Source organism: Enterococcus sp. CWB-B31 (assembly GCF_020567645.1).
In the GTDB taxonomy this organism is placed as follows: Bacteria; Bacillota; Bacilli; order Lactobacillales; family Enterococcaceae; genus Enterococcus_L.
Genome location: NZ_JAJDJW010000004.1, coordinates 152,464 through 165,200, shown reverse-complemented (window position 1 = coordinate 165,200; position 12,737 = coordinate 152,464). Strand labels below are relative to the sequence as shown.

7 protein-coding genes and 1 other annotated feature are annotated in these 12,737 nt (G+C 37.6%); all 7 genes read right to left on the bottom strand.

The features are described from left to right. Positions 1-656: 656 nt before the first annotated feature. The 7 genes from LI954_RS06125 to infC all read right to left on the bottom strand — a co-directional run bounded on the left by LI954_RS06125 (position 657) and on the right by infC (position 12,048). The gene (locus LI954_RS06125) at positions 657-899 is read right to left on the bottom strand and encodes a hypothetical protein (protein WP_202064197.1); all 243 of its coding nucleotides are present in this window, start codon (positions 897-899) and stop codon (positions 657-659) included. Then, entirely contained in the window at positions 896-2,566 is a 1,671-nt protein-coding gene (locus tag LI954_RS06120) for a hypothetical protein (RefSeq protein ID WP_202064196.1), read from the bottom strand. Before LI954_RS06120 ends, LI954_RS06125 begins: the two co-directional genes overlap by 4 nt. Positions 2,567-2,840: 274 nt before the next feature. Continuing rightward, a complete protein-coding gene (locus tag LI954_RS06115) occupies positions 2,841-7,421 on the bottom strand; it encodes an adhesive domain-containing protein (protein WP_229443967.1) in 4,581 nt (1,526 codons plus the stop codon). Between the two features lie 823 nt (positions 7,422-8,244). Then, positions 8,245-9,102: an AraC family transcriptional regulator gene (locus LI954_RS06110; RefSeq protein WP_202064193.1), complete on the bottom strand. Its 858-nt coding sequence runs from the start codon at positions 9,100-9,102 to the stop codon at positions 8,245-8,247. A 1,534-nt stretch (positions 9,103-10,636) separates the two neighbouring features. Further along, a complete protein-coding gene (gene rplT / locus LI954_RS06105) occupies positions 10,637-10,996 on the bottom strand; it encodes a 50S ribosomal protein L20 (protein ID WP_202064192.1) in 360 nt (119 codons plus the stop codon). Positions 10,997-11,265: 269 nt separating this feature from the next. Next, complete coding sequence (rpmI, locus tag LI954_RS06100; protein WP_202064191.1) at positions 11,266-11,466, bottom strand: 50S ribosomal protein L35; 201 nt, start codon at positions 11,464-11,466, stop codon at positions 11,266-11,268. Between the two features lie 60 nt (positions 11,467-11,526). Beyond that, entirely contained in the window at positions 11,527-12,048 is a 522-nt protein-coding gene (infC, locus tag LI954_RS06095; protein ID WP_202064190.1) for a translation initiation factor IF-3, read from the bottom strand. Between the two features lie 63 nt (positions 12,049-12,111). Further along, positions 12,112-12,245, bottom strand: a sequence feature (ribosomal protein L20 leader region). Positions 12,246-12,737 lie beyond the last annotated feature (492 nt).

Genomic DNA, 12,737 nt, shown 5'->3' with positions numbered 1-12,737 from the left:
GCTGCCCAAATTATAATAAAAGATAGTCTATAAAGGATATTCAATGATAGAAAATATTAACTTATATACTTCAATAATAAGACCGAACAGCTAGTGGGATGGTAGGCAAAGCTCCGATGGGGATAAATTTGTCAAAATTTATTCCAGAAACAAAGAGATAGCTGTATGCGAACGGCAATCTTTGAATGTGAAACATTCATCCAATAATTAGAGCAACTGTTCATTTATATTGGTGCATGTCTTAAGACTTTTTGCATAACTTACTCCTACGCTTCTTCACATGATCTGCTCCATACAAGATATACCAACGCTTTTCCAAGCAAACGCGTTTGTATCAAGAATCGAACAAGGTAAGACTCGTAGATACAAGGATTCCCCGCTTTTGTAGAAGTCTTTAGTGAAATGATATGCACAACTTCAATAAATATTCCTTGAAAGAAGCAAGCTTAGTTAAATGTTATACTACTTTACAGCTAGTTTGACTCCGATTAAGAATGAACTAGATATTCTTTTCCGAATCACCCCTGTACTGGCTGCTTCTCGAACTATAGGTATGAATAAGCTTTAATATTATCAACAGACTAGCTCTTAATTTTTTCAAACAAATTTGCCGTTTGAGTTTTCAAACCTGTTCAGAGTCTATTCTGAAAAAAGTATCACCAACGCCCTCTCTTAATTTTTTCCTTTTCTTTAAATCGTTTTGCATTTGCAGGAATACTTTTAGGCGAATTATCGGTATTTTTTTCCCAAGGATACAGTCCGTCTATATCCTTGGAATAATTTTTCAAAGAATCTGACAATCGCCCTTTCCTTCGTTTTCTGATCTTTTTTCTAATCAAAAAAGTATATGCTGCTAAAATAAAAAGAACCAGGAATCTTATTAGTCCATAGAATTTCATTCCTCTACACCTCCAAAGCGAAGTACTCGATAGTTAATCAAGCCTGATAAAAAGTGCTCTGCATCATCGATCCTCATTCTAAAACGATCATGTCTAGCAAAGAAACCGTATTGAATCTTTTCAGGCGACTGAAAAAACATGGCAAATTCAGGAAACATTGTTCCAGTAACTATTTCATGATATGCACGATAATCCATTACTTCAAAAATACGTTTTTTTCCTGCTGTAAATTCTTCAGCAGAAACCACTTCTCGTTGTTTATCATAATTATCTAACTTAAGCACCATTTTAGCTGCTGCAACTAATAGTTCCAGCATTGTCGGATAAGCGGTATCCCTATTTTCCATAAAATCAATTCTGCTTAAAGCATTTTTTAAGCCAAAGGTATAATACTCATTTTTCTGTTCATGTTTTAAAAATTCATTGACTGCGTAACTTAACCAATGATCATGATATTTTTCATAATTATTATCAACAAAATGCGTCATCATTCTCTGACAAATATTAAAAATTTCTTCCTCATTCATTAATTCATATGCCCTAAGCATGGAAAACAGAGCCTCACCATCATAATAAATGATTCTAAATCTATCTTTAACTTCAAGTAGTTTATCAAGAACATGAATCGTATCATCATTTTCGGTGATAAATCTTTTTTCTATCGTATGTGCAAGCGTACGCATCATGTTGAAAAATTGCGTATCACCAGTAATCTGTGTATATTTTGCCGAAGCAAGAATAGCCGTTGCCTGTGCACCAAGTTTATATTCGACAGTTGATCCAATTTGATCTTTGATTAAGCTGTCACCGTCAATTACGTCCAATAAATAGTCAAAGCCCCAAATTAAACCCTGATATGCTTTTTTAATCATTTCCTGATTATTCAAAAGTTCCCCAGCTTCAAATAGTGCATACAATGAAGAAAAGTGTCGAATTGCATTATAATTACGAATGTTTTTATCGTAGCAAGGAAAATAGCCATATATAAATTTGCCATCCTCTTTTAATTGCTCCAACAAATAAGCAGCCCCTCTACGAATAACATCATCCAAAATTTCTTGAAAATTTTCTTCCTCTACTACTCTAAAGTGATTTCCAAAACCATAATCCTTCAGTTCAAAAATTTTATTCTCTTCAATAAAATATGCTTGTGTAGTAAAGGTGTATATTGATGATTTTTTTAGATAGTTTAATGAATAATCATCCACACGATATTTTCTCTTTACATATGATTTATAGTTTGAAATATCGATTCGTAAGTTAGGTAAATTTTGCCCGATTTTATGATTTTCATCTGGAACAAATAATGCGTTGGATGTGATCTCTTCTTTCAAAAAACATCTCTTTTTAAACCCCTCAACTCGGAAGCCAAAAGTTATATAATTATTACGCTTGATTTTACCAATTTTTTCAATCAGCTGCTCTAAAGTAGTTTTACTTTCTTCTATAATTAGATCAATACGTACATACTCATTTGTTTCTGGCAAAGCTCGATAAAATAAAAAAAGTTTTTCCCAGCTTTGCTTAAATGTTTTTCCATAAAATTCTTTGACATAGCAACGTTCAGAACGATTGCCATAACTTAAAATAAACGTGGTAGCTTGAAGCTCTGAATTTTGATGAGCTTCAAAAAGCTCTAACAATTGGTTTAATGTACCTGCAATCATAAATTAATTCATCCTTTACTTCTTTAAATAGAAAAAGAAAATGTAAAAAAAATTTTGTTTCAAAAAATATCAAACTATGTAAACATTGTTAAAATATAAAAATAAAGTGAACAAAAATCAATATCCTCATGAAATGGATACTATCCAACTTTTGGGCATCCTCTTGTTTCTAATCAAGTATTTTCTTCTAAAGTACATCGGTTAATTATTTTTATGAGCTGTGACATTATCAATATGACTAATATCACAGCTCATAAAATATTTTAAAAGTTAGTTATTTTTTTCTATTTTTTCTAGATTTCAAGAATCCTAGTCCGGAAAATCCACCTAGTAAGCTCCCAATTATAGACATTCCAACACCTGCATCCGTGCCGGTTTTAGGGAAAAATCCACTTTTTGCTCCAGAACCTGCTCTCCCATTAGTATGGGAAATTTTAAGATTGGTTCCATCTTTTGAATTGTCGTTAAAACGATTGCCAGAGCGGTTATCTTTATCCCCATCAGAATCGCCGTCTGAGTCGCCATCGGAATCCCCGTCGGAATCGCCGTCGGAGTCGCCGTCGGAATCCCCATCGGAATCCCCGTCGGAGTCACCATCGGAATCGCCATCGGAATCCCCGTCGGAGTCGCCGTCGGAGTCTCCATCGGAATCGCCATCGGAATCCCCGTCTGAGTCGCCGTCGGAATCGCCATCAGAATCGCCGTCTGAGTCACCGTCGGAATCGCCATCAGAATCGCCGTCTGAGTCGCCGTCTGAGTCGCCGTCTGAGTCACCGTCGGAATCGCCGTCGGAATCCCCATCGGAATCCCCGTCGGAGTCACCATCGGAGTCGCCGTCGGAATCCCCATCGGAATCTCCGTCTGAGTCGCCATCGGAATCGCCATCGGAATCCCCGTCTGAGTCACCGTCGGAATCCCCATCGGAATCGCCGTCGGAGTCACCATCGGAATCCCCATCGGAATCCCCGTCGGAGTCACCATCGGAGTCGCCGTCGGAATCCCCATCGGAATCTCCGTCTGAGTCGCCATCGGAATCGCCATCGGAATCCCCGTCGGAGTCACCATCAGAATCTCCATCGGAATCTCCGTCCGAGTCGCCGTCGGAATCTCCGTCTGAGTCGCCGTCGGAATCCCCATCGGAATCCCCGTCGGAGTCGCCGTCGGAATCCCCATCGGAATCCCCATCAGAATCTCCGTCTGAGTCGCCATCGGAGTCGCCGTCGGAATCGCCATCGGAATCCCCGTCGGAGTCACCATCGGAATCGCCATCGGAATCCCCGTCGGAGTCGCCGTCGGAATCCCCATCAGAATCTCCGTCTGAGTCGCCATCGGAATCCCCGTCCGAGTCGCCATCTGAGTCACCGTCGGAATCCCCGTCGGAGTCGCCGTCGGAATCGCCATCGGAATCGCCGTCGGAATCCCCATCGGAATCGCCGTCTGAGTCGCCGTCGGAATCCCCATCAGAATCGCCATCGGAATCGCCGTCGGAATCCCCATCAGAATCTCCGTCTGAGTCGCCGTCGGAATCTCCGTCTGAGTCACCATCAGAATCGCCATCGGAATCGCCGTCTGAGTCGCCGTCGGAATCCCCATCAGAATCTCCGTCTGAGTCGCCATCGGAATCGCCATCGGAATCGCCGTCTGAGTCACCATCAGAATCGCCATCGGAATCTCCGTCCGAGTCGCCGTCGGAATCCCCATCGGAATCGCCGTCTGAGTCACCGTCGGAATCCCCATCGGAGTCGCCGTCGGAATCTCCGTCTGAGTCACCATCGGAATCGCCGTCTGAGTCGCCATCGGAATCGCCGTCGGAATCCCCGTCTGAGTCGCCGTCGGAATCGCCATCGGAATCCCCGTCGGAATCGCCATCGGAATCGCCGTCTGAGTCACCGTCGGAATCGCCATCAGAATCGCCGTCTGAGTCGCCATCGGAATCGCCGTCGGAATCCCCGTCGGAATCGCCATCAGAATCGCCGTCTGAGTCACCGTCGGAATCGCCGTCTGAGTCACCATCGGAATCGCCATCGGAATCGCCGTCTGAGTCACCGTCGGAATCGCCATCGGAATCCCCGTCTGAGTCGCCGTCTGAATCGCCGTCTGAGTCACCATCAGAATCGCCGTCTGAGTCGCCGTCGGAATCACCATCGGAGTCGCCGTCGGAATCACCATCGGAATCGCCGTCTGAGTCACCATCGGAATCACCATCGGAATCGCCGTCTGAGTCACCGTCTGAATCGCCGTCTGAGTCGCCGTCGGAATCGCCATCAGAATCACCGTCTGAGTCGCCATCGGAATCGCCATCGGAATCACCGTCTGAGTCGCCATCGGAATCGCCATCGGAATCGCCGTCCGAGTCGCCGTCGGAATCGCCGTCTGAGTCGCCGTCTGAATCGCCGTCGGAATCGCCATCTGAGTCACCATCGGAATCACCGTCTGAGTCGCCATCGGAATCACCGTCTGAGTCACCATCGGAATCACCGTCTGAGTCACCGTCGGAATCACCATCGGAGTCGCCGTCGGAATCACCATCGGAGTCGCCGTCGGAATCACCATCGGAATCCCCGTCTGAGTCGCCATCAGAATCGCCGTCTGAGTCGCCGTCGGAATCACCATCGGAATCGCCATCGGAGTCGCCGTCGGAATCACCATCGGAATCGCCGTCTGAGTCACCATCGGAATCACCATCGGAATCGCCATCAGAATCACCGTCTGAGTCGCCGTCTGTTTCTTCATCTTCCGGAACTACTACATAGGCTGGAGGGCTAACATGATTTTTATCATCCTTGGAAACCACTGTTAATTCTTCTGATTGTTCTACCTTATCTGCTGGGATCTCCACCACATAATTACCATTTTCATCGGTTTGTCCGATTCCCACAACGTTACCATCAGGATCTGTAATTTCTATTATCACATTAGGATCTGCTTCACCTGTTACCGTGTATCCATCCACACTGTCTCCTGTAATTTCTGCTGTTGGTGTTTGTAAAGTAATATCTTCCGGAACAACTACTTTTGCAGGTGCACTTTCATTCCCTTTATCATCCTTGGCAACCACTGTTAATTCTTCTAATGGATTCACTTTATCTGCTGGGATCTCCACTACATAATTACCATTTTCATCGGTTTGTCCGATTCCCACAACGTTACCATCAGGATCTGTAATTTCTATTATCACATTAGGATCTGCTTCACCTGTTACCGTGTATCCATCCACACTGTCTCCTGTAATTTCTGCTGTTGGTGTTTGTAAAGTAATATCTTCCGGAACAACTACTTTTGCAGGTGCACTCTCATTCCCTTTATCATCCTTGGCAACCACTGTTAATTCTTCTAATGGACTTACTTTATCTGCTGGGATCTCCACCACATAATTACCATTTTCATCAGTTTGTCCGATTCCCACAACATTACCATCAGGATCTGTAATTTCTATTGTCACATTCGGATCTGCTTCACCTGTTACCGTGTATCCATCCACACTGTCTCCTGTAATTTCTGCTGTTGGTGTTTGTAAAGTAATATCTTCTGGTACAACTACTTTTGCAGGTGCACTTTCATTCCCTTTATCATCCTTGGCAACCACTGTTAATTCTTCTAATGGACTTACTTTATCTGCTGGGATCTCCACTACATAATTACCATTTTCATCAGTTTGCCCGATTCCCACAACGTTACCATCAGGATCTGTAATTTCTATTGTCACATTCGGATCTGCTTCACCTGTTACCGTGTATCCATCCACACTGTTTCCTGAAATTTCTGCTGTTGGCGTTTGTAAAGTAATCTTGTTCTCATACCAAACAGAGGTTTTTCCATCACTGTTGATCACCCAATCCAGATCAATCAAATTGTCTTTAACAACTGTTCCATTAAAAACAGCATTATAAGGAACTGTAGTATCAACTCCGTAACTTTCTAACCGCTCAAATGTAGGGTCAGTAATTAGCGTTGGAATATCTATAGAAGTATCGCCTAATAATACGCCGTCTCCAAATTCATTAGCAATATTTCCAGTCGTATTGACAACACCTATAGCAACATTAATGGCACTAACAAATGCAGCTTTTGGAGCAATCAAGGCGGCATTTATTGCTGCTGCTATTGTAGAAGAAAATATATTATTTCCAGTCGCCTGAAGACTGTTTGTAGCAGTTTTCAGATTTTCCAAAATAATATTAATACGTTGCGCAATAACTAACGCTAAACCATCATCAAATTGCGCTACTATTTCTTTTTCATTACTTGTCAAATACTCGTCTACATAAAAATCAGCTTGCCCAAACTGAGCTAAATTATTAAGTAAATCCAGTTGATTGTGAATTTCATCAACATTAAATGTGATACCTGTCATGCTGCCAAAACCACCATTAATAACATTTTCAGTAAATGAAAGGAATGTGTTGGCGGCACCAACCAAGGTTTGTATGAATCCTATCTGATCCATTCTTAATGTCACACTTGTATTAATATGTGCTTGCCCATTTGGAGAAACTAACCCAACTAATGGTTCTGGTATTGCTAGTACAGCAGCCTTATTACCAGATAGCGCTACCGAAGCTCCAGCTAATTCATTTCCGCTAATCGTAAAATTTACTTGCCTAGTTACTCCCTCTATAGGGTAAGGTGTTTCAAATGAAGTACCACTATTATTATTTGCAATTAAATTAGTAAATATTTCACCTTGAAGAGCAGCCGCTTCAACTGTCTGAGGTGCTACTAACAATGTTGCCGGTACTACTGCACTTGTCAAAAGAATCCCAGTTGTTGCAACATTCATCAAAACAGATTTTCTGCTTAACGAGCGTTTTCGACTTTTACTGTTAAATAATCTCTTATAATCTCTACTTTTCATTAAATATCACTTCTCTTTCAATTTTTTGATAGCAAACATTAAGGAAGTAAAAATATTACATTAGAACTATTTAACTTCCTTTACGAAACTAATTACCGATTATCATCTAATGAAAATACTAATTTTTGACAATAAAAAACAGATTGAAAAAACTAAAAAGAGAAATATACTCTCTATAATTTGTTTTTTAATCTGGATTTTTATTAGTATCAGTAGCATTCCTTATTCAAATTTTATTAAGAATAACTGTACTTGGGATCTATTAATAATCCAGCTATTCTAAAATCAGCTGACAGCTCCCCACTGCTACAATAAAAAATCTCTTAGCCCTATACTGTGCTTTTGTCTTTTATATTCGAAGTGGAAATCGTAGCTGTAATACATACTTACAACACTTCTCATTTTAAAATCACCCCCTTTGATACTTTCTTGCCTATTACCAAAAATACTTTGTACATTTTAACTCACATACCTAGATGTACACTTTATGTCTTTTTGATATCACATCCTTCTAATTTTATTAAAAGAATTTACGTGCCTAGATAAATCATTTCTTTTTGATACAGCTCCTTTTATTCAATAATTTGTTTATTTCAAGTTTACATCTATACCAATTATAATTTTGTTATTTCGTAACCTTTTTCACATAAACATAAAAAACAAATAAATCAGACTTAAAAATATCTTTAACGACTAAATGAATATATTTTTATCTATACTGAATAAAACACATCTGGATCAAAAATATATCAAGATCAGATTATGTGCTAAATTCTATGTATTCCAGTTAACAACTTCTTTAGTCAAAGATAACATGTAACAATCAGTCAAAGTTCTCATTTTTATTTTTTTTATTCCCAATATTTTTTTTTCTAAAATTTTGCGGTGTCATTTTGTAATAATTTTTAAAGTTTCGTATAAAGGATTTTGCATCATAAAATCCCAGCTGTATTGCAATATCTTTGATTTTTAAATCCGTTTCAAGCAATTGAAATTTAGCATCATTCAATCTCCTAAATAAAATATATTTATATATGGTCATACCAAATACTGATTTGAACTCTTTTCTGATTTTTGACTCCGATAATTCTGAAAGAGAAAATAAATCATCCAGAGAGATATCCTCCAAATAATGAGAATCTATAAATTCTTTGATTACTTTAATATCTTTATCCATCATTTTCTTTTGAATCAATGATTCATCTCCTGCACTTTCTGTATCCTTTGATTTTGAATACATTTCATACAGAATCAGATTGAGATAGCCATATAGACCCATTTTTTTATTAATCAAATTTTGCTCATTATTGGCAACCTCAATAAAATCTTCAAAGAAGGTCGCAATTTTTTTTGAATTTGATTTTCCTAAATTAAACTTGCTATCCCTTCCCAAAAGCGAAAACATATACGACTTTACAAGAAAAATTGTAAGTACCACATTTTCTTTGCGATATTTTATTCTTGCTGAATGTGGTACTTCCGAGTTAACTACAATAAAATCACCTTTTTCCAGCGAGTAAATCCTATCTGAAATCTGAAAATAATCAATTTTTCCACTTTTGACATAATTAAGTTCTATTTCATTATGCCAGTGTGGCTCTATTCTCCCCCCAATCTCTTTTTGAATTAAGTATTTAAAATTAGCATCTACATTTGCTTCTACAAATTTATATTTGATCATTTTCTTCTCCCCTCAATCTTTACTTTTTAAAGCTGGTTTTCAAATGACAATTACCATTTTTTAACTTCCTACAACTATTTTTTCATTGAATATCCATCAAGCTTTCGTCGTCTGTTTTTATATATACCAATTTTTTATAAAATCATAATATTTCTTCATATTTTGAGTCCCCCCTATATAATCCTTATTAAAATAACACTGTATCTATAGTATGTCTATTAATTGTTCTCTAAATATTTCTAACAATGCTTTTAAATAACGATCTATTACTATAAAAAAAATAGTGTTATTCAATTTATGCTTTTTTCATTAACAAACCTTAAAATGAATATTATTTTTTCAAAAACTGATAGTTTTAAATATAACGCGCTTTCTTTATTCTTTAATTCATCAATAAAGAACTTCTTGTTTATCAGATAAAAAAGTACTATTAAATTATATTTAGTTAGTTTTTTTCATCCCAAAATAAATATTTCAATTCTTTGTATTTCCAAATGAAAACTGTTGTTCATCTACATTTTTTATACTCTTTTAATTTTCCAGCAAATAATTGATGCTGTTTAGAAAGTAAAAGCTTCACAATGATTATATTTCTATTAATTCACATTTAAAGCATCTATAAATTGTTTAAAATAACGAAAAAAAAATTTTGATTTTATACATAAATTTCCAGAATTTAGTAGAAAAAGATGAAGAAGTATAGACCTTTCCTATATTAATTCTAAATTATTAACTTCATTTGATAGTGGATAACTCTTATTAATGCTTCCATATAGACATGCATGCGTAACAATCAATTAGTTTATAAAACTTGATTTTATTCCTCAAAAATAGCTTGTATACCTCAGTTATGTATACCTCTCTATTGGACTACTACTATTGCTCTAACTATAGAATCTCAAGAAAGCGCTTTCTGAATGAGGTTGTATTCATATTATGCTTTGATTAATTAAACAATAGGAGCACAAACAATACTTTGAATTTATCCAAAGAATAGGAATAGAAAAACCAAAGAGGCAAATCACAATAAAAAACATGTGATTTGCCCCTATTTTAATCAGAAATAAAATAAAAAAATACGCCTCTTTCTATGTTAACGTTGAATCATCACAAAACAACGGTTAAACAACGAGAGGAGCAACTTCACTTTATCATGAGATCAATTGATTTACATCTAGTAAAAGAAGAAGTAGTTGCTTTTTCAGAAAAAACTTGTCCTGGGATTTTCTAACCCACAGCAAAAATTCATTCAGAGTATGGTTTTTAGACTGGTAAAAGAACGGATATTCCTCGCTTCCTTTTATCAACCGGGTATTGGAAGAGTCCAACTAACTGAGTTCAATATTATCAGTTCCATTTTTGCAAGTTTTTTATTGGAATGATATAAGCACAATAGTCAAATAAATTAGTGATCATTCATTCCAGAAAAAGAAGTAATTAATCGCAAATACATATAAAGACTGGAACCCTGTTCATTCGATTTTTAAGGGGTGTGACAAACTATGTCACACCCCTTAAAAATTATATAGTTAAATTATTTATTTAAAGCACCTTTTGCTTGATCTGCTAATGCAGTAAATGCTGCTGCATCATTAACAGCCAAGTCAGCTAACATTTTGCGGTTGATGTCGATTTCAGCCAATTTCAAACCGTGCATCAATTTTGAGTAGCTTAAGCCATTCATACGAGCCGCTGCGTTGATACGAGCAATCCATAATTTACGGAAATCACGTTTTTTCTGACGACGATCTCTGTATGCATAACTGTAAGATTTCATTACTTGTTCTTTTGCTGTTTTGAATAAAGTATGTTTGGATCCGTAGTAGCCTTTCGCTAACTTAAGGATTTTTTTACGACGTTTACGGGTTACTGTTCCACCTTTAACACGTGCCATGTTGATTTCCTCCTAAATATCTATATCTCTTTGAATTTTTTTATTTTTCGTTACAAGAATCGGCCGCTCAAATAATTGCAGCCTTTCAAAATTTAAATTTTGAATGAAAGGAGTGAATTAATCGCAGACAACATCCTGGAAATAAATCGTAATATCTCAAAAATTTATAAAGTAATTTTTAGATATTTCTCAGAATTAACTGCTTTTGCTTCTACGATTCTCACTTTGTTACAACGCTCAAGTCACATAGAGATTATTACAATCTTCTATTATTTCATTCTCGCTAATTGTTGGCGAATACGTTTGAAATCGCCAGCTGATACCATTCTTGCTTTACGTAATTGACGACGTTGTTTTTTAGTTTTACCGTGGAAACGGTGACTTGTAAACGCGCGAAATCTTTTTAATCCGCCTTTACCAGTACGCTTGAAGCGTTTCGCTGATCCGCGGTGTGTTTTTTGTTTTGGCATGACTAATTTCCTCCTCAAAATCTTTTGTTCTAACGAACATATCCATTGATATTTCTCGAATTACTTGTCGTTTTTCGGTGCCAGCGTTAGAAACATGCTGCGTCCATCCATTTTCGCTTTCTGTTCCACTGTAGCAATATCTGCAGTTTCTTCAGCTAAACGATCAAGAACTTTTTGACCAATCTCTTTGTGGGTAATGGCACGGCCTTTGAAACGGATCGAAGCTTTCACTTTGTCTCCCTTTTCCAAAAACTTGCGTGCATTACGAAGTTTTGTGTTAAAGTCATTGACATCAATTGTCGGACTTAAACGAACTTCTTTTACGTTGATCACTTTTTGCTTCTTACGAGCTTCACGCTCTTTCTTCTGCTGTTCAAAACGGAACTTACCATGATCCATTATCCGTGCTACAGGTGGTTTTGCTCCTGGAGCAACAAGGACTAAGTCTAGGTTCGCAGCTTCAGCTATTTGTAGAGCTTCAGCTTTAGTCTTTACACCTAATTGTTCACCATCTTGTCCGATCAATCGTAACTCACGCGCACGAATGCCGTCGTTCACCATCATATCCTTTGCTATGGTCATTCACCTCCAAGTTTCTTAGAGAACATCAAGCAGAGTAATTGATCCGATTTTTCCTCTCATAAAAGAGTATAAAAAAAGCCGGTCCCATAAGAACCCGCGTTAGCTCACACTTATATCTTACTGATATAAGGAATCTACTTATCCGGCCCAGTGATATGCTCAACTTAGGCGAGAAGCGGGTGCTTCTGCTTTTATTTCTCAACTAAGATAGTATAAAACAAATTTGATTGTTTGTCAACATTTTAAATTTTTGAATTTATCCAAAATAAAAACTAATATGAAAAAAGAGAAGTCAATCTAAACAAATTCTTTATAACAAGGAACCGCCTATATTTTACCCTGAATTCTTCTGAACTGTATCAATCTAAACGATTTTGCTTCTCTTTTTCTAAAAATCTTTCTTTGAGTCTCTCCAAACCAAATCAACACTTCATTCGCGGCATGTTTTATGGCATTAGTAAAGTACAAATAGTGATTATTTCTAATATTATTCATGTTCTTGAGAGACCTTCTATTTTCAGAAAAACAAACGACTATGCAGAAGTTCCGCTTCTTTTTATCATTTTCAACTGCTTCGTTAAATAAAAAAGTCACCCTCACTGATTAGCCAAGGTGACGTATTTGTCCATTTAATAATTAGTGAACTGCATGTCTGAAATCAGAATGCTTCCTAGAAAGAGATAATTTGG